Source organism: Streptomyces sp. ADI95-17 (assembly GCF_003846175.1).
GTDB classification, from domain to species: Bacteria; Actinomycetota; Actinomycetes; order Streptomycetales; family Streptomycetaceae; genus Streptomyces; species Streptomyces sanglieri.
On the sequence record NZ_ML123047.1, the window covers coordinates 332,066 to 350,018 of the forward strand.

The 17,953-nt window shown below is 71.5% G+C and carries 20 protein-coding genes and 1 pseudogene; 17 read left to right on the forward strand and 4 right to left on the reverse strand.

All coding sequences use genetic code 11. The features are described 5' to 3' along the window. Positions 1–12: 12 nt before the first annotated feature. The 10 genes and pseudogenes from EES42_RS20450 to EES42_RS20495 form a co-directional block, all read left to right on the forward strand. Positions 13–213 (forward strand): hypothetical protein, encoded by a 201-nt coding sequence (locus EES42_RS20450; protein ID WP_241196486.1) that lies wholly within the window; start codon positions 13–15, stop codon positions 211–213. Next, the gene (locus EES42_RS47615) at positions 213–716 is read left to right on the forward strand and encodes a hypothetical protein (RefSeq protein WP_326741953.1); all 504 of its coding nucleotides are present in this window, start codon (positions 213–215) and stop codon (positions 714–716) included. The genes EES42_RS20450 and EES42_RS47615 overlap by 1 nt, the downstream gene beginning before the upstream one ends. Before the next feature lie 20 nt (positions 717–736). Continuing rightward, positions 737–1,861 carry a radical SAM protein gene (locus EES42_RS20465; RefSeq protein WP_124720149.1) on the forward strand — a complete coding sequence of 375 codons (1,125 nt, stop codon included), beginning with the start codon at positions 737–739 and terminating at the stop codon, positions 1,859–1,861. Then, the gene (locus EES42_RS44780; protein ID WP_162952559.1) at positions 1,858–2,022 is read left to right on the forward strand and encodes a hypothetical protein; all 165 of its coding nucleotides are present in this window, start codon (positions 1,858–1,860) and stop codon (positions 2,020–2,022) included. The genes EES42_RS20465 and EES42_RS44780 overlap by 4 nt, the downstream gene beginning before the upstream one ends. An 88-nt stretch (positions 2,023–2,110) precedes the next feature. Beyond that, positions 2,111–2,983, forward strand: coding sequence for a GNAT family N-acetyltransferase (locus EES42_RS20470; protein ID WP_124719698.1), 873 nt, complete (start codon positions 2,111–2,113; stop codon positions 2,981–2,983). 484 nt (positions 2,984–3,467) lie between these two features. Next, on the forward strand, positions 3,468–5,675 hold the full coding sequence (locus EES42_RS20475) for an MMPL family transporter (RefSeq protein WP_124719699.1): 2,208 nt from the start codon (positions 3,468–3,470) through the stop codon (positions 5,673–5,675). Positions 5,676–5,782: 107 nt separating this feature from the next. Then, on the forward strand, positions 5,783–7,009 hold the full coding sequence (locus EES42_RS20480) for a sensor histidine kinase (protein ID WP_124719700.1): 1,227 nt from the start codon (positions 5,783–5,785) through the stop codon (positions 7,007–7,009). Beyond that, the gene (locus tag EES42_RS20485) at positions 7,006–7,698 is read left to right on the forward strand and encodes a response regulator transcription factor (protein WP_124719701.1); all 693 of its coding nucleotides are present in this window, start codon (positions 7,006–7,008) and stop codon (positions 7,696–7,698) included. The genes EES42_RS20480 and EES42_RS20485 overlap by 4 nt, the downstream gene beginning before the upstream one ends. 92 nt (positions 7,699–7,790) lie before the next feature. Next, complete coding sequence (locus EES42_RS20490; RefSeq protein WP_124719702.1) at positions 7,791–8,588, forward strand: VOC family protein; 798 nt, start codon at positions 7,791–7,793, stop codon at positions 8,586–8,588. Between the two features lie 150 nt (positions 8,589–8,738). Continuing rightward, a pseudogene (locus tag EES42_RS20495) lies at positions 8,739–9,365 on the forward strand (phosphoribosyltransferase); the annotation flags it as partial. Positions 9,366–9,437: 72 nt separating this feature from the next. Here the strand turns inward: EES42_RS20495 and EES42_RS20500 are convergent. The 4 genes from EES42_RS20500 to EES42_RS20515 form a co-directional block, all read right to left on the reverse strand. Further along, a complete protein-coding gene (locus tag EES42_RS20500) occupies positions 9,438–10,943 on the reverse strand; it encodes an alpha/beta hydrolase (protein ID WP_124719704.1) in 1,506 nt (501 codons plus the stop codon). A gap of 64 nt (positions 10,944–11,007) precedes the next feature. Then, a complete protein-coding gene (locus EES42_RS20505) occupies positions 11,008–11,217 on the reverse strand; it encodes a DUF397 domain-containing protein (RefSeq protein WP_124720150.1) in 210 nt (69 codons plus the stop codon). A gap of 153 nt (positions 11,218–11,370) precedes the next feature. Then, positions 11,371–11,586, reverse strand: a complete 216-nt coding sequence (locus EES42_RS20510) for a DUF397 domain-containing protein (RefSeq protein ID WP_124719705.1) — start codon at positions 11,584–11,586, stop codon at positions 11,371–11,373. After that, positions 11,583–12,419 (reverse strand): helix-turn-helix domain-containing protein, encoded by an 837-nt coding sequence (locus EES42_RS20515; RefSeq protein ID WP_124719706.1) that lies wholly within the window; start codon positions 12,417–12,419, stop codon positions 11,583–11,585. The genes EES42_RS20510 and EES42_RS20515 overlap by 4 nt, the downstream gene beginning before the upstream one ends. Before the next feature lie 280 nt (positions 12,420–12,699). On the opposite strand from EES42_RS20515, the gene EES42_RS20520 reads away from it, so the two are divergent. The 7 genes from EES42_RS20520 to EES42_RS20550 all read left to right on the forward strand — a co-directional run bounded on the left by EES42_RS20520 (position 12,700) and on the right by EES42_RS20550 (position 17,919). After that, the gene (locus EES42_RS20520; RefSeq protein ID WP_124719707.1) at positions 12,700–12,891 is read left to right on the forward strand and encodes a hypothetical protein; all 192 of its coding nucleotides are present in this window, start codon (positions 12,700–12,702) and stop codon (positions 12,889–12,891) included. 109 nt (positions 12,892–13,000) lie between these two features. Continuing rightward, positions 13,001–13,456, forward strand: a complete 456-nt coding sequence (locus tag EES42_RS20525; protein WP_124719708.1) for a carboxymuconolactone decarboxylase family protein — start codon at positions 13,001–13,003, stop codon at positions 13,454–13,456. Positions 13,457–13,520: 64 nt separating this feature from the next. After that, complete coding sequence (crcB, locus tag EES42_RS20530) at positions 13,521–13,931, forward strand: fluoride efflux transporter CrcB (RefSeq protein WP_124719709.1); 411 nt, start codon at positions 13,521–13,523, stop codon at positions 13,929–13,931. Next, positions 13,928–14,284, forward strand: coding sequence for a DUF190 domain-containing protein (locus EES42_RS20535; protein WP_124719710.1), 357 nt, complete (start codon positions 13,928–13,930; stop codon positions 14,282–14,284). Before crcB (EES42_RS20530) ends, EES42_RS20535 begins: the two co-directional genes overlap by 4 nt. After that, on the forward strand, positions 14,281–14,655 hold the full coding sequence (gene crcB / locus EES42_RS20540; RefSeq protein WP_124719711.1) for a fluoride efflux transporter CrcB: 375 nt from the start codon (positions 14,281–14,283) through the stop codon (positions 14,653–14,655). The genes EES42_RS20535 and crcB (EES42_RS20540) overlap by 4 nt, the downstream gene beginning before the upstream one ends. A 365-nt stretch (positions 14,656–15,020) precedes the next feature. Further along, positions 15,021–15,785, forward strand: a complete 765-nt coding sequence (locus tag EES42_RS20545; RefSeq protein WP_124719712.1) for an SDR family oxidoreductase — start codon at positions 15,021–15,023, stop codon at positions 15,783–15,785. Positions 15,786–16,020: 235 nt separating this feature from the next. Then, entirely contained in the window at positions 16,021–17,919 is a 1,899-nt protein-coding gene (locus tag EES42_RS20550; RefSeq protein WP_124719713.1) for a LamG-like jellyroll fold domain-containing protein, read from the forward strand. Positions 17,920–17,953 lie beyond the last annotated feature (34 nt).

The following is a 17,953-nucleotide window of genomic DNA, read 5'->3' on the forward strand; positions in this document are numbered from 1 at the left end:
ATGCTCCTGGCCATGGCGAACGGACAGGATGACGTACGGATGATGCTGCGGGTCTCCCGCGACTCCGGCCAGACGTTGGAGCCTCTCACGGAGGTACGCGTGGGCGACGACTCGGTGGTCCCGGAAAACGCGGGCCGCTTCCCGCCGTGCGTCTGTACCCGGTGCGCGAAAGCAGGAGCGGACGCCGTCGCATCCTTCCGGATGGTGTCGTGATGCGGTGCGCACACTGGCGCCGGGTGCCCCTCGACCTGGCACGGGAAGCACGGGAGAAGTGGGCCGCCACGGGCATCGACAGGGCGGTGCAGTGCCAGCTGTCCGCACACGACGACGGTGAGCACTTCGGCCTCCTCGCCGATGTCGGCGAGTACGGGACCGCGCTGTGGCTCCGCTGGCGCGGGAGGAGCGGGGCGCAACCCGCCGCACTTCCGGACTGCCCGGCGGTCTCCCCGGGACCCGACGGCGAGGGCTGCTGCCTGTTCGCCGACCACGCCAAGCAGCACACCTGGGAAAACGCACTGGAGGAAGCCTCGTGCACCAGCTTGATCGCGAGCCCGCACAACGCCCGGCGCCCCGACCTGCCTCGCAACGAAAAGTGCGGAGACTGCGGTGGCAGCGGCGCCAACTCGTCCGGCAAGACCTGTGGCACCTGCAACGGCCTGGGCGAGATCCACTGCCGCGCCGACCGCCGGCCTCCCGCATGCCGTCCCGTTCCGTGATCCGGAAGGAGGGCCAAACGATGGCCCACGCTCTGATCGCATCCCCGTTCCTCGACGGACACCTTCTCCTCATGCCTGGAGCGAGGGCCGGCGCCCGAATCTCCGCCGACCACTACAAGAGCCTGCGCCAGGCAGCCACGGACGGTCAGGCACTGCCTACCTGGGCGGTGCGAACGGCCACCGATGTGTGGGGCCTCGACCTGATCGGCCGGCCCGCGCAGGGCACCGTGCTGGTGCGCGAGCCGTCCCCGTACGGCTACTGCCGGGCTTCCTGGGAGATCAACCTCGGCTGCAACTTCGGCTGCAAGCACTGCTACCTAGGCGAGCGGCCCTTCTCCGGCCTCGGCTGGGACGACAAGGTGCGGCTGCTGGACATCATGCGCGAGTCCGGCGTCCTCTGGCTCCAGATCACCGGCGGCGAGCCCACCATGGATCCCCACTTCCAGGGCGCCTACCGGTACGCCTGGCAGGCCGGGATGATGCTCACCATCTCCACCAACGGCTCGCTGCTCTGGCGGCCGGACCTCCTCGAACTCTTCCGGGACTGCCCGCCCTACCGTCTGGTCGTCAGCATGTACGGGGCGAGCGAGGAGTCCTTCGACGCGCTCACCCAGCGCCGTGGGGCGTGGAAGGCGTTCCGGCGTGGCATGGATGCCGCACGTGAGGCGGGGCTGCCGCTGCGGATCAACGTCGTGGTGACCGAGGACAACGCCTCCGAGGCCGACGAGATGGCCGCCCTCGCCGACGAGTGGAACGTCGAGAACCACGCGTACACGAACATGACGCCCACGATCTACGGCGGTGGTGAGCCGCTGCTCGCCCAGTCCGCTGCCCACCTGCGACAGCGCAAGCCGTTCGCCGGCTGCAACGCGGGACACACCTTCTTCCACGCCGACCCACACGCCAAGGTCTCGATCTGCAAGGTCGGCCGCGACGACCAGATCGACCTCATGGCCGAAGGCATCGACGGCCTCACCCGGCTCGGCACCATCGCCGACCGCCTCATGCTTCGCACCGGAGGGTGCGAGGGCTGCGCCCTGTCCGGCACCTGCCGGGTCTGCCGCCCCCTGGCCAAGCACTACCAGGAGGCGAAGGCGCCACTGCACAGCTACTGCCAGCACGGAGACAAGGAGAACGGATCATGACCCCGCCCGTACCGGTGACCATCCTCCCCGGCCCGCCGGCCTCGGCCCGCCGCGCAGCACCGCCCGTCGCGACCGCGTCGATCACCGCCGTCCAGGACCTCGACGTGATCGTGGAGAGCGCGGAGTGCTCCTGCGACGCCGGGGACGACAACCCCCACTGACCGACACGATCTGGTCAACTCCGTTCAGGCCCTGGCGTGCTCGCGTCGGGGCCTGAGCCCTGACCGGCGCACCGCTAGGGTGCCGCTCATGTTCTTCCGCTGGGACTGGCTCCGGCCCGTACTGACCGCGCCGATCGTGCCGACTCTCGGCCCCGTCCACCCCGATGCCTTGACCATCGATCTCTTCGAGGACATCCTGCGAGCGGCCGTCACCGGGGATTTCCTTCCCTACGACAAGAACCGGCGCTGGGGCGGCGAGAAGGACGAGAAGGTCCTCCGCGAGGACGTGGTGCACCAGCCCGAGCACACTCTCATCCCCACCCTGACCCGGCGCGGACGCGGCAGTGTGAAGGTCTTCGCCTACGGGCTCCGCGACAGCGTCGTGGACGAGGCCGCCGAACTGGCTGCCAAGCTCGCCGCCAGGCACGACGTGGTCAACGCCCGGGTCGTACGCCCGCTCTGCCCCAGCGCCACACACCCGCGCGGCACCCGCATCCAGTTGAAGGACTTCACCGCCGCCCCCAGCCCCGACCCGGGCGGTCCGGTCCGCCCCGTCACCGACTGGCCGACCTTCGTGCAGGAGACCTTCGCGCCTTTCGCCGAGGCGATGGCCGCCGACGGCCTGGCCTTCCTCCACGGCCAGATGCATGCGGGCCGATGCGGCCCAGTCCTCGCCGCCGCCGTTGCTGACCGCATCGTGGGCGCGATCGGCCCCATGGAAGTCGGCCCCGACCCCATCGGGCGCCCGCAGCTCATGCCCCAGTACTTCGCCGTCCTGCCCGAGACCCGAGGCCAGGGCCTGGGACGCGTCCTATGGCGGGCAGCGATGCACTGGGGCCATTCCCACGGCGCCGCCTACCAGCTCCTCCAGACCGAGGTCGGCGGCCCCTCAGATCGGCTGTGCCAGGCCGAAGGACTTACCTCCCTCGGCTTCACCCACACCACAGCGGCAATGCCGTGACCCTCCGGGTGCCCGACTTCACCCTGCCCGAGGAGGGCTGGGACCAGGTCGTCCTGCCATCCAGCTCGCCGCGCGTCGGCTCCGGCTGGACCGACTCGGCTCAGCAAGGAGAACGACGACATCTGGAAGGCCGCTCGCCGCTCCGTCCACACCGAGGCAACACGAACGGGGCGCCTCGATGGTCGAGGCCACCCCGTTCGGTATGGGATTTGACCCCGCGGTGACTCACGCCGCGATGGTTTTCGAGGCCGTCGGCGATCGGATCGCGACGCCTTCCGCCCCCTGATACGCGGGAAGGACGCGAAGCACCGCCCGGCCTGCTCATCTCTGACGGCACACCCGTGGCGTCCCTCCCAGGGGGCAGGGCGGACCGGCCGCGTACTGCATCGACAGTACGTAGGACTCCATGCAGCCGCACGACGACGATGACGTGCGCTTTCACGAAGGATCGAGGCATCCCTTCGAGAGACTGGAGCGCCTCCTCGTGGCTACTTTCCTTTACCGGCTGGGCCGCTTCTCCTTCCGGAGACGCCGGCTCGTCGCCCTGCTCTGGGTGGTGGTCCTCGCCGCCTGCGCGTTCGCCGCGGCCAAGGCGCCGGCCGCCCCCGAGGACGGGTTCTCCATGCCCGGGACGGAGTCGCAGAAGGCGTTCGACCTGCTGGACCAGCGCTTCCCGGGCAGCAACTCCAACAGCGCCGACGCCCGCATCGTCTTCGTCGCGCCGAAGGGCCAGAAGGTCACGGCGGGCGCGAACAAGGCGGCCGTCGAGAGGATCGTCGCCGATGTCGCGGGCGGCGACCAGGTCAAGGGCGCACTGGACCCGTTCAAGATGGCCGGGGCGGTGAGCAAGGACGGCACCACCGCGTACTCCACCATCTCGTACGACGTACAGAGCATCGATCTCACCGACGCCACCACCGAGGCGCTGGAGGACGCCGCGAAGGACGGACGTGACGCGGGGCTGACCGTGGAGCTCGGCGGTTCGGCCCTGGTGCCGGAGAGCGAACTGGGCGGCACGACGGAACTCATCGGCGTCGCCGCGGCCGCGGTCGTCCTGCTCATCACCTTCGGGTCGCTCGCCGCGGCGGGCCTCCCGCTGCTCACCGCGATCGTCGGTATCGGCGTCGGGGTGGCCTCGATCGTCGCCGTCGGGATGTCCACGACGACCACCACGCTCGCCCTGATGCTGGGGCTCGCGGTCGGCATCGACTACGCCCTGTTCATCGTCTCGCGCTACCGGACCGAACGCATGGAGGGCCACGACGCCGAGGAGGCCGTGGCACGGGCCGTGGGAACGGCGGGCTCCGCGGTCGTCTTCGCGGGCCTCACCGTGGTCATCGCCCTGGCGGGCCTGGCCGTGGTCGGCATCCCCGTCCTGACCAAGATGGGCTTCGCCGCGGCGAGCACCGTCGTGATCGCCGTCCTGGTCGCGATCACCCTGCTGCCCGCACTGCTCGGCTTCTTCCGAAAGGCCGTCCTGCCGCGCGCCCAGCGCAAGGGGCACGGCGGGCAGCGCGCCAAGGACGGCAGGCCCAACCTGGGCACCCGCTGGGCCGGCTTCGTGATCCGGCGCCCGCTCGCGGTCCTGGTGCTCTCCGTCCTCGGCCTCGGGCTGATCGCCGTACCGGCGCTCGATCTCCAGCTCGGCATGCCGGGCGACGAGTCGAAGCCCACCTCGACCACCCAGCGCCGCGCCTACGACGCCCTGGCCGACGGCTTCGGCCCCGGCTTCAACGGGCCGCTCACCGTCGTCGTCGACGCCAAGGGCTCGGACGACCCGAAGGCCGCGGCGGCACGGGCCGCGAAGCAGCTCACGGCCACCGACGGCATCGTCGCCACGACGCCCCCCGCCTTCAACCAGGCCGGTGACACCGCGGTGCTCACCGCCGTGCCCTCCACCGGGCCGAGCTCCGCGGACACCACGGACCTCGTCCACACCATCCGCGACGAGGCCCGTGGCCTGAAGTCCGACACCGGTGCGACGATGCTCGTCACCGGCGCGACCGCGGTGAACATCGACGTGTCGCAGAAGGTCAACGACGCGCTGCTGCCCTATCTCGCGCTCGTCGTCGGCCTGGCCTTCCTGCTCCTGATGGTCGTCTTCCGCTCGCTGCTGGTCCCGCTGAAGGCGGCGCTCGGCTTCCTGCTGTCGGTGGCGGCGGCCTTCGGCACGATCGTCGCGGTCTTCCAGTGGGGCTGGCTCGCCGACACCCTCGGCGTCGAGCAGACCGGGCCGGTGATGAGCATGATGCCGATCTTCCTGATCGGTGTGGTCTTCGGCCTGGCCATGGACTACGAGGTCTTCCTGGTGACCCGGATGCGGGAGGCGTACGTCCACGGGGAACGGCCCGGCCAGGCGATCGTCACCGGGTTCCGGCACAGTGCGCGGGTCGTCGGCGCCGCTGCCGTCATCATGATCGCGGTGTTCGCCGGGTTCATCGGGATGAACGATTCGATGATCAAGATGATGGGCGTCGGGCTCGCCGCGGCGGTCTTCTTCGACGCCTTCGTCGTCCGGATGACGGTCGTCCCGGCGGTGCTCGCCCTGCTGGGCCACCGGGCGTGGTGGCTGCCCAAGTGGCTGGACCGCATCGTGCCCCAGGTGGACGTCGAGGGCGAGAAGCTGCACAGCGCCGCACCGGCCGGGCTGCGGCCCGAGCCGGAGCCGGAGCCGGATCCCGTACGCGTATGACCGGTCCGGGCCCCGTACCCGTGGAAGGCGCGACGGGTACGGGGCGACGCGGGCGGACCAGGTGGGTCGGCGACCATGGTCGGACGGACCCGAGGAGAAGAGAGCGCATGTTCACCGACTGGCTGCTGTGGGCCCGGCGCCACCCCCGGACCGTCGATGTGGTGGTGGCGGTGCTGCTGTGGGCCTTCGCGGTCTTCTCCAGCACCCTCACCGACGCCCGGATCGTCCGCGCCCCCACGCTCGCCTTCTCGCTGGCGGCCGCGGTGCCCCCCGCCGTCCTGCTCCTCGGCCACCGCAGATATCCGCGCACGATGGTGGTGGTGACCACGGTGCTCGGCTGCGCCCTGGGTCTCATGGGCAGCAGCATCGGCTTCGACCCCAGCCCGAGCGTCGTGGGCGCCGCCCTGGTCGCCCTCTACCTCCTGGCCCTGCGCACCGACCACCGCACGACCACCCGCTACACGGCCGGGGCGGCCGTCGCCCTCCTGATCGCCTCCGCCGCCTGGGGCAAGGTGGCGCTGCTCCGGCCCGACCAGGTCGGCCTCGTCTCCTGCGTACTGCTGGCGGGGGCGGTCGGCGAGTCGGTACGGAGTCGGCGCGACCATCTGACCGCCGTGGAGGCACGGGCCGAACTGGCCGAACGCACCCGCGAGGAGGAGGCGCGGCAGCGGGTGAGCGAGGAGCGGACCCGGATCGCCCGCGAGCTCCACGACATCGTCGCGCACCACATCGCCCTCGCCCACGCCCAGGCGGCCACCGCCGCGTACCTGCTGCGCAGCAAGCCCGACCAGGCACAGAAGATGCTCGACGAACTCGCCGGCACCACCTCCTCCGCTCTGCGCGAGCTCAAGGCGACCGTGGGACTGCTGCGCCGCGAGGGCGACCCGGAGACGCCGCTGGAGCCCGCTCCCGGGCTGGCCCGGCTCCCGGAGCTGATCGCCTCGTTCGAGCACACGGGGCTGGTCGTGTCGGTGTCCGTGGAGGGCGAGACCCGGCCGCTGCCGCCGGGGGCGGACCTGACCGCGTACCGGATCGTCCAGGAGGCGCTGACCAATGTCACCAAGCACGCGGGCTCCGCGACGGCCTCGGTCCGCCTCGCCTATTCGCGCCGGCTGCTCACGCTCACCGTCTCCGACGACGGGCACGCGCCACCGGCGACGGGCACGCCGGGCTACGGCCTCATCGGCATGCGCGAACGGGCCCTGTCCGCGGGCGGCCGGCTGGCCGCCGGGCACCGCGCGGACGGAGGCTTCGAGGTGACCACGGAGCTTCCCCTGGAGGCGGCGGAACCCGAACCCCACCAGGACGACGACGAGGAGAGGACGGCGCGGTGACCATCCGGGTACTGCTGGCCGATGACCAGGCACTGCTGGCCGGGACCTTCCGGCTGCTGATCGAGTCGAACGACGACATGGAGGTGGTCGGTGTCGCGGCGGACGGCCGGGAGGCGGTGGAGAAGGCCCGCGCCACCGCGCCGGACGTGGTCGTGATGGACATCCGCATGCCGGGCATGGACGGGCTGGCGGCCACCGAGGAGATCTGCCGCGACGGGGCGCTGCGGCAGACCCGCATCCTCATCCTCACCACGTTCGAGATCGACGAGTACGTGGCCGGCGCGCTGCGCGCGGGCGCGAGCGGCTTCCTCGGCAAGGATGTCGGCCCCGAGGAGCTGCTGGACGCGATCCGGACGGTGGCCTCGGGCGACACGCTCCTGTCCCCGACCGCCACCCGGGCCCTCATCACCCGCTACCTGGCCCGCCCGGAGGGCGGTGTCGCCGCGCCGGAGTCCCTGGACGTGCTGACCGCCCGCGAGCGCGAGGTCATGGCCCAGGCCGCCGAGGGTCTGTCGAACGACGAGATCGCCGCCCGGATGCACGTCAGCCCGTTGACCGTACGCACCCACGTGGGGCGTGCGATGACGAAGCTGGGCGCCCGGCACCGGGCCCAGCTGGTCGCCATGGCCTACCAGTCGGGCCTGGTGCGGGTGGACCCGCCGCAGGGCCGGGGCGCGACGGCCGGGTAGCCCCGGGGCCCGGGTTCCCGGCGCGCGGGAAGGCGGTGGGCTGGCTAGCGTGAAAAGCCGGACCACCCACCGAGCGCTAAGGAGTCAGGGTCATGGCTGTACAACCGGAGGGCACACCGTGCTGGGCCGACGCGATGTTCGCCGACCTGGATGGCGCGAAGAGCTTCTACGGTGAGGTGCTGGGCTGGACGTTCGGAGAGTCCTCGTCCGAGTTCGGCAACTACACGCAGGCGTACGCCGACGGCAAGGCGGTCGCCGCGGTGGTACCTCCGATGCCCGGCCAGGAGGGCCACTCGGCCTGGTGCCTGTACCTGGCCTCGCCGGACGCCGAGGCAACGGCGGCGAAGATCCGCGACAACGGCGGCGAGACGCTGATGGACCCCATGCAGGTCGGTGACTTCGGCACGATGATGCTGGCCCGCGACCCCGGCGGCGTCGTCTTCGGCGTGTGGCAGGCCGGCACCCACGAGGGCTTCGAGGCGCAGGCGGTGCCCGGCGCGTTCTGCTGGGCCGAGGTCTTCACCCGGGAGCCCGAGAAGTCCGACGCCTTCTTCCCCGCGGTCTTCCCGTACTCGATGGTGAAGATGGCGGACGAGCACGTCGACTTCCGGATGTACAACCTCGGCGACAAGACCGTCATGGGGCGGATGAAGATGGGCGACGAGTTCCCGCCCGAGGTCCCGCCGTACCTGAACGTGTACTTCACCGTCGCGGACTGCGACGCGGCGGTGGCGAAGGCCACCGAGCGCGGCGGCGTCCTGCGGTTCGGCCCGATGACCATGCCGTTCGGCCGGTTCGCCGCGCTGACCGACCCGCAGGGCGCGGCGTTCTCCGTCATCGACGTCAACACGACCGAGGGCGATGTACCCAAGACGTCGCCGGTGTCCTGAGCAGTGTCCTGAGCGGAGCCGCCGAACGGTGCCACCGGGTCTGCCGCCCGAGTTGCGGGGGCGCCGTACATGGGGTTGTTTCGAAGTAGGGAAGCCGGTGGGGCGTGTACGCATGCGCCCCTGTCTCCCCTGGTTGGGGGTGAAACCACCGTGCTGTTCGCCGACCGCGAGGACGCGGGCCAGCAACTGGCCGAGGCGCTCCACCACCTCGAACGGGAGAACCCGGTCGTGCTCGGACTGCCCCGGGGCGGAGTCCCGGTGGCCTTCCAGGTGGCGCAGACGCTCGGTGCCGAACTCGATGTGATCGTCGTCCGCAAGCTCGGCGTGCCGCACCACGAGGAGGTGGCGTTCGGCGCCATCGGCGAGGGCGGGGTCCGGGTCCTCAACGACGACGTCGTCTCCCGGCTGCGGGCCGGGAAACAGGATCTCGCGGCGGTCGAACGGGTCGAGGAGGCGGAGCTCGGGCGGCGGGCGCAGGTGTACCGGGCCGGCCGGGCACGGACCCCGCTCGCCGGCCGGACGGTGATCATCGTGGACGACGGCATCGCGACCGGCGCCACGGCCGAGGCGGCCTGCCAGGTGGTACGGGCACAGCAGCCGGCGCGGGTGGTGGCGGCCGTGCCGGTGGCGCCGCCGGACGCGGTCGTGCGGCTGCGCCGCAGCGCGGACGAGGTGGTGTGCCTGTCGGTGCCGCAGCTGTTCTACGCGGTCGGCGAGTGGTACCGGGACTTCTCGCAGACCTCCGACGAGGAGGTCGTCACCCTGCTGGCGGAGGCCAGGAACAGCGGACATGTGACGCCGGGCTGCGACTGAGCGGGACGCTTGCCCAGTCGCGGCCCGGTGTCCCGATCAGTCCGCGCAGTACGCGTCCTGCTCCGGCCGGGCCCCGGTGTTCAGGAACGTCGTGACAGCGCGGTCGCCGCAGGCGTTCCCGTTGCCCAGGTACATGCCGTGTCCGCCGTGGTCGACGGCGACCATACGGGCCCGGTCCCCGAAGGCCGCCCGCATCTTCAGCGCGCCGGAGTACGGCGTCGCCGGGTCGCGCAGGCCCTGGATCATCAGGACGTTGGACGGTCCCTGGTCCGTGATCCGGGTCGGCTGCTCGGCGGGCCCGTCCTTCCAGAAGGAGCACGGGGTGATGTTCACCGGCAGCCCGGCGGTCAGCGGGTGCTCCACGCGGTCGGCGGCGACGGCGCGCCGGAAAGAGGAGACCGTGCCCTGCCAGCGCACGTCGTTGCAGACCACGCCCATCGCGACCGCCGCGTCCGCGTCCGGCACCGGCCCCCTCAGCATTCCGGGCAGGGCCGGCTTCACCGAGGTGTCCAGGGCCGCCCGGACGAGCCCCGCGAACTCGGCAAAGGCGTCGTCGTCGTACAGGGCCGTCTGGAGCGCCAGGCGCAGCCGGTTGCCGGTCAGCGGGACGCCCGCCGTGGTGGACTCCCTCGGCTCCCGGTCCAGCCGCGCCGCCAGCTCCAGCACCAGCGGCCGTACGTCCCCGGCCCGCTGCGCGAGCCGCAGCCCCGCCTCTTCCCTGGCCGGGTCGGAGGCCCATCGCGCGAAGTCGGGGAACCGGTCCTCCGCCCCCACCGCCATATTCGCCATCCAGCCCTGCCCGATGCGCGACGGGTCGGGGTCACCGCTGCTGTCCAGCACCCAACGGTCCGTGTGCTGCGGGTACTTCTGCGCGTACAGGGCGCCCACATAGGTGCCGTACGAGCTGCCCCAGGCCGACAGCTTCTCCTCGCCGAGCACCTGCCGGAAGCGGTCGATGTCCCGCGCCTCGTTGGCCGAGGTGAGGCTCCGCAGCACTGCTCCGCCGTTGCGCGCGCAGGCCTCGGCGATGCGCCGGGAGCGCGACACGTTCTCGGTGATCGAGCCGTCGGCGGCGGGCCAGGACCGCATGTTCACCAGCTCCCGGTCCTCCGGGTCGAGCCCGCAGCTCGCCTTCGTGCTGCCGCCGACGCCGCGCGGGTCGAGGCCCACGATGTCGTACTGCCCGCCCGTCTCCTGCCGCAGCCGTTCTCCCTTCTCCGCCACCCGCTGCACTCCGGACGAACCGGGCCCGCCGGGAATCACGATCAGCGTCCCGCGCCGGGCGGCGGGCCGGTCGCTGCGGACCCGGGTCACCGCGAGCGAGAGCTGCGGGCCGCCCGGATCGCGGTAGTCCACCGGTACGGGCAACTCGGCGCACTCCTGCCCGGCGGGCCCGCCGGCCGTGGCGCAGGGCCGCCAGTCGAGGGCGGGTGCGGGGTTGGCCGACGCGACGGCCTGCGGGGTCGTGGCCCCGGTGAGAACGGTGGCGACAGCAGTGACGGACAGGGCGACGAACGCGGCGGATTTTCCGTAAGTCCTCATGCCACAAGGCTGGTTGAGCGCGAGCCCTCAACCCATCCGGGAGGCATGACGGTATGCGGTGGGGTTAGCCCCCGGCGAACTCTCCGGCCTTCACGCCCTCGATGAAGGAGGCGAACGAGGCGGCGGAGGCGGTCAGCACCGGGCCGCCGGGGTTCTTGGAGTCACGGACGGGGACGACGCCGCGCGAGGCTACGAGGTTGGCGGCGACCTCGACGCAGGCGCCGCCGTTCTCGCTGTGCGAGGACTTGAACCAGCGGGGGGACTCGGTTGTGATCGTCACGGGGTGCCCTTCCTCATCTCTGGGACACCGCTTCATCCTGGGCCCGAAGTTGATGGCCGTCAACGGGGCGATGCGGCGCCGACAGCGAGAAGCCCCACCATGCGGTGCACGGCGGGGCGATCGCGGATCGCACGCTGGGCCTGCTGATCAGACGGCGCCGAACTCTCCGGCCTTGACGCCCTCGACGAAGGAGGCGAACGAGGCAGGGGACGTGTTCAACACCGGGCCGCCGGGGATCTTGGAGTCACGGACGGGGACCACGCCGCGCGAGGCGACGAGGTTGGCGGCGACCTCGATGCAGTTGCCGCCGTTGTTGCTGTACGAAGACTTGAACCAGCGGGGGGACTCGGTCGTGGTCGTCACGGGATGCCCTTTCGTACCTCGTTGATCATGGCCACCGATGCCGCCTGGGACAGCGCTTCGGCCTGTAGCTGATGGTAGGCCGTCAACAGCGGGAGCACGGAGGTTGTATCGCGCTCCAGATGCCCCCGCATCTGTGATTCCGCGTACGCGATCACGGACATGTCCGACAGCGTCAGCAGGTTCATCGGGAGGTCGAATGTGCGGCGCTCCCCCATTTCGTACGGAGCGATCTGGAGCACTGTGTTCGGCAGCGCGGCGAACTCCGCCAGCCGGTCGAGCTGGGCGGCCATGACCTCGTCCCCGCCGACCCGCCTGCGGATGCAGCTCTCGTCCATCACCACCAGCATCGTGGGCGGGCGCGGGCGCACCAGAGCCGTCTGCCGCTCCGCCAGGAACGAGACCCGCTCGGCTGCCTGTTCAGGGACGATCGTCCCTCGTCGCAGGGCGCTGTCCGCCAGCACCCGCGCGTACTCCGGTGTCTGCAACAGCCCGGGGATGATGCCGATTTCGTACAGCCGGATCTCCACCGCACGCCCCTCGTGCCCCACGTACTGCGGGAAGCCCTCCAGCAGCGAACCGTGCCGGATCTCGCGGTACTGGCGTTCGAACGTGTCGGCTGTTTCTCCGGTGCCGAAAATCTGATCCGCACTGCGCGAGAACCGAAGAGTCGGCATCTTGCGACCAGTTTCGACGGCGGAGATATGCGTACCGGAATAGCCCATCCGTTCGGCTAACTCCTCCTGTTTCCACCCGCGTTCTTCTCGCAGTCTGCGGATGCGTGCGCCGAAGGCTGCTTCCGGGCTGCTCTCGGGGTCCAACTCCTTGCGGTTCAACGGCTGTCACCTGACTTTTCGCTCGCACCCAACAAGTTGAAGCACTCCGAACTGTAGGCCAATCTGAGCCCGCTTAGTAGTGGAATGACTACGGAGAGGAGTGACCCGTGTCCGCAAAGACCGGTCCCCCGGCCGGGCAGGAGCCCTGTCCCGGGTGTCAGAGACTCCGCCTGGCCGAAGCCCTCGCCAACGATCGGCACGACTACAGCAGGGCGACGGACTGCCGGGTGCTGCTGCGGCGCCACCGGAGCACCGCGGAGTGCACCGAGTGGGGGCCGGCATGAGGGACCAAGAGCCCGCGCCCGAGCCGGAGTTCCCCGGATCCGACCCGCATCGCTGGCCGCCCTGCGAGTGCGCGCGGTGCCACTCCCCCGAGGACGAAGGGGACGGGGACTCCGCGTCGATACGGCAGCTCCGGGCCAGGGTCACCGAGGAGAACGGGCTGCGCGGCTCGTTCCGGCGGACGCGGTGAGGGCTCCGGCCGCCGCTCTCGTCACACTTCCGCTCCGCCGTCCGTCAGTGCAATGAGGGCGCGGCGAGAACGCCGCCGCGGCCGTGACGGACAGCGAAGGAGAGACATCATGCAGGCACGTATCGAGAACCCGGCCGAGATCCTTCCCGAGGCCCTGCCGCCCGTGCTGGGCCTGGTCAAGGCCATCGGCAGGGCGGGGCTGCCGGAGACGACGCTCGAACTGGTCGGTCTGCGGGTGAGCCAGATCAACGGGTGCACCTTCTGCGTCGACGGGCACGTACGCAACGCCAGGAAGGCCGGGGAGAGCGACGAGCGGCTGTTCGCCGTGTCGGCCTGGCACGACGCGCCGTACTTCACCGACGCCGAGCGGGCCGCGCTGGCGCTCGCGGAGCACTCGACGCGGCTCAGCGACCGCTTCGACCCGGTGCCGGACGCCATCTGGGACGAGGCCGCCCGCCACTTCAGCGAGAAGGAGCTCGCCGGCCTGGTCCTCGCGATCGGTCTGACGAACCTGTTCAACCGCATCAATGTCACCACCAAGCAGCCCCCGGGCAAGACCTGGTAGGCCGCGCGCCGGTCACACCCCCGGGCGATAGCCTGGGGGTGCGGCAGGCAGGAGAAAAAGCGCCATGGGATCCCCGAACCCCCAAGGTTCCGTCATCGCGGCGGTCGCGCTCGGCGGTGCGATCGGAGCCACCGCCCGCTACGGGGCCGCGCAGCTCTGGCCCACCGCCCCGGGCGGTTTCCCATGGACGACGCTGGCCGTGAATGCCGTCGGATGTGCGGTGATCGGCGTCTTCATGGTGGTGATCAGCGAGGCGTGGACGGCACACCGGCTGGTGCGGCCGTTCTTCGGTACGGGGGTGCTCGGCGGCTTCACCACGTTCTCGACGTACGCGGTGGACATCCAGCACCTGCTCGACGGCGGCCGGGTCCGTGCCGGGCTGGTGTACCTGGGACTGACGCTGTTCGCGGCTCTCGCGGCGGTGTGGAGTGCGGTGTGGGCGACCCGCCGCGTGCTGGCCTGGAGGCAGTCATGACGCCGCCGGACACGGAACGGGGCCTGCGCCTGACGGTTCTCGTCGGCGAGTCCGACGGGTGGCACCACCGGCCGGTCTTCACGGAGATCGTGCACCGGGCACACCTGGCCGGGCTGTCCGGTGCCAGCGTGTTCCGGGGCATCGAGGGCTTCGGCACCTCGTCGATGATCCACACCCAGCGGCTGCTCTCGCTGAGCGAGGACCTTCCGGTGGCGGTCGTGATCGTGGACACCGAGGAGCGGATCCGGGCGTTCCTGCCGCTGATCGGGGAACTGGTCGCGGACGGCGGAGTGGCCTTCCTGGACGAGTGCGAGATCGTGCGCTTCGGCGACGAGCGGGAGCGGGGCCGGTGAACTGGCTGCTGGTGATCGTCGGCGCGGCGGTCGGGGCGCCGCTGCGCTATCTGACCGACCGGGCGGTGCAGTCCCGCCACGACAGCGTCTTCCCGTGGGGGACCTTCACGGTCAATGTGTCGGGTTCGCTGGTCCTGGGCCTGCTGACCGGTGCGGTGGCGGCCGGTGCCGCCTCCTCGCACCTGCAGCTGCTGATCGGCACGGGGCTGTGCGGGGCGCTCACCACGTACTCGACGTTCGGCTACGAGACGCTTCGGCTGGCCGAGGACGGCGCGAAGTCCTACGCGGTGGCCAATGTCGTGGGGAGCGTGGCGGCGGGGCTGGGCGCGGCGTTCGCCGGGGTCGCGCTGGCGCGGGCGCTCTGGGCGTAGGACGCGGGGATCGCGGACGTGGAACGGTCGGCGTCCCCTGCCACCGCAATGCGAGGCGGAGGCAGGGGAACGCCGTTGAGGAGGAGCCGTCGCCGAGCGCCGGGCGATTCAACCCGTTCCGCGCCGACAGCGGTCCGTCAGGCGCCGACGCTAGGCAACCGCCCGCGCGCCTCGCCGGGCACCACGCCGGTCCGCGGCCCGGCACCACTCCAACAGCAGGCGCCCGGGCCGTGGTGCCCGTCACCCGGCCGGCGGCCTTGATCCACCGGCACCCGCGGTGATTCGCTGCGTGAACCGCGTAAGCCGCGTGAACCGCGCGATCCGTACGCTCCGCGAGCGAAACGAAGCGAAACGAGAGGTCTCCAGTGCCGGACAGCAGCACCACCCCGCAGCCGCGCCCCGTCACCGTCGTCACCGGTGGCAGCCGGGGAATCGGCGCCGCGACCTGTATCCGTCTGGCGGCGGACGGGCACGACCTCGCCCTGGGCTTCGTGAGCAACGCCGAGGCCGCCGAACGCACCGCCGCGGCGGTACGCGCCGCCGGGGCGCGCTGCGTCACGGTGCGGGCGGACACCGCCGAGGAGGCCGATGTGGAGCGGCTCTTCGACACCGCGGCCGAGCAACTGGGCCCGGTGACCGGGCTGGTCAACAACGCGGGCGTGACCGGCCCGCTCGGACGGCTCGCCGACACCTCCGCCGAGACGCTGCGCCGCGTCGTGGACGTGAACCTCCTCGGCTACCTGCTCTGCTGCCGCCGGGCCGCGAAGGACATGGCGGCCGGCGGGGCGGGCGCGATCGTCAATCTGTCCTCGGTCGCGGCCACACTGGGCAGCCCCGGGGACTTCGTGCACTACGCCGCCACGAAGGCGGCGACCGACGCACTGACGATCGGGCTCTCCAAGGAGCTGGGGCCCGACGGCATCCGGGTCAACGCGGTCGCCCCCGGCATGGTCGACACCGACATGCACGCCACGGCGGGCGACCCCGGCCGCGCGGACGCGGCCGTCCCCGGGATCCCGCTCGGCCGCGTCGGATCCGCCCCGGAGATCGCGGCCGCCATCGCCTGGCTGCTGTCGGGCGAGGCGTCCTACGTGACCGGGACGGTCCTGCGGGTCTCGGGCGGCCGGTAGCGGGGCACGGCGGGGCCGGGGCTCGCTCACCCGACCCCGCCCTCGCCGTCCCGCCACCGCCGTCCCGCCACCGCCGTCCTGCCACCGCCGTCCCGCGCGCCCGGCACTGTGCGAATTCATGGAGCCTTCGCCCAACTGTGGCCCTTACGGACCGGTTTCTCCCCCACTCCGCGGCTAGCTTGCAGACGATCACCCCTACACGTTCGTCCCTACGCTCGCCCCCGCGGAGACATCCATGTGCAGCCCCCTCCACCAGCCCGACGGACCGCTTCTGCCCGGCGCGAGCCGTCGTACGTTCCTGCGGGCGACCGCGCTCACCGGTGCCGCCACCGCGGCCACGGGGCTGGCGTCCGCCGCGCCCGCCGCGGCCCGTGCCCAGCAGAGCACCGGCGCCGTCGCGGCCGGTTGGCGGCCCGACCCCGAGAACCCCCGGTTCACGCTCGTCGTCATGCCGGACACCCAGTACCTCTTCGATGGGGCGAGCATCGACAAGGCGCCGGTCGAGGCGTCGTTGCGTTACGTACTCGACCACGGGCGCGACGAGAACATCGTCTTCCTGTCCCATCTGGGCGACCTCACCGAGAGCGGCCAGGCAGGCGAATTCGCGGCGATCGGCGAGGCGTTCGAGCTGCTCGACCGGCGGCGGGTCGGCTACAGCGTCGTCGCGGGCAACCACGACATCAAGTCCTCCACCGACGACCAGCGCGGCCGCACCCCGTACCTGGACACCTTCGGTCCGAAGCGCATGCGGCGCCTGCCGACGTTCGGCGGGGCGACCCCGGACGGCTACAACACGTACCACCTGTTCCGCGCCGCCGGGCGCGAGTGGCTGGTGCTGGCGCTCGACTGGCGGCCCTCGGCGGCCGGGCTCGCCTGGGCGAAGGACGTCATCGCCCAGCACCCCCGGACACCCGTCATCCTCACCACCCACGAGCTGGTGTACGCGAACGCGGACGGCGACGAGGCCGAACTCTCCGACCACGGACAGCATCTGTGGGACGAGCTGATCGCCGGGAACGACCAGATCTTCCTCACCCTCAACGGCCACTACTGGCCCGCCGGGCGCACCACCCGCAAGAACACCGCGGGCAACGACGTCCATCTGCACATCACCAACTACCAGAACCGCTACTACGGCGGCAGCGCCATGATCCGCCTCTACCGCTTCGACCTGGCCAGGAACACCATCGACGTGGAGACGATCTCCCCGTGGGTCCTCGGCCGTGCGGGCGAGCGGCTCAACGACCTGGAGCGCGGCGAGATCGAACTGACCGGTCCGCAGGACTGTTTCGCCGTCCCCATCGACTTCGAGAAGCGCTTCGCGGGCTTCGCGCCCGTGCCCGTGCGGGGCCCCCGCCCGGCGGAGCGGATGCTGATACCGGGCACCGTCGCGTACTGGCGCTTCGACTCCCCCTCGCACCGGGACGGTTCCGCCGCCGACGCCGGCCTGCGCGTCCCCGACCTGTCCGGGCACCGCAACGACCTGGTGCGCGAGGCCGTCCCCGGCAGTGCGTCCGACGCGCTGCGCTGGTCCGCCTCCCACCACCCCGACCAGCCCGGCCACGGCAGCCTCTACTTCGACGGCTCGAAGCCGCCGCTGCGCGGCGCGTATCTGCGCACGGAGAACAACGCACCGCTCAACACCAAGACCTTCAGGTCCGGTTACACCATCGAGGCCTTCCTCCGCCTCCCCGCCGACTGGGACGCCGGACGCAACGCCTGGGGCGCCGTACTCGGCCGCCGCGGCACCCTCGGCGCGGCCGGGAAGACCTCCGGCGACCCGGAGGAGCCCGTCGCCACGCTCTCCGTGTCGGACGGTCCCGGGCTCCAGTGGGCGGCGGCGCCCCTGAACCAGCCGGGGGCCGTCACCAACTGGAGCCACGAACTGCTGCGTGAACGGTGGTGGCACGTGGCGGTCGTCAACGACGGGAAGCACACGACGATGTACATCGACGGCTGCGTGGTCGCCCGCAACCCCGCCACCCGCACCACCGGTCTCGCCACCCTGGGCCTGCCCTGGCTGCTCGGCGCCTACGAGTACGGAGGCAGCCTCGACCAGCTGATGCACGGCTGGCTCGGCGACATCAGGATCGTCGAACGCGCCCTGCGGGTGAAGGACTTCATGATCGCCTGAGACCGGCCGTCGCCCGGGGACCGCGGCTCCCTCA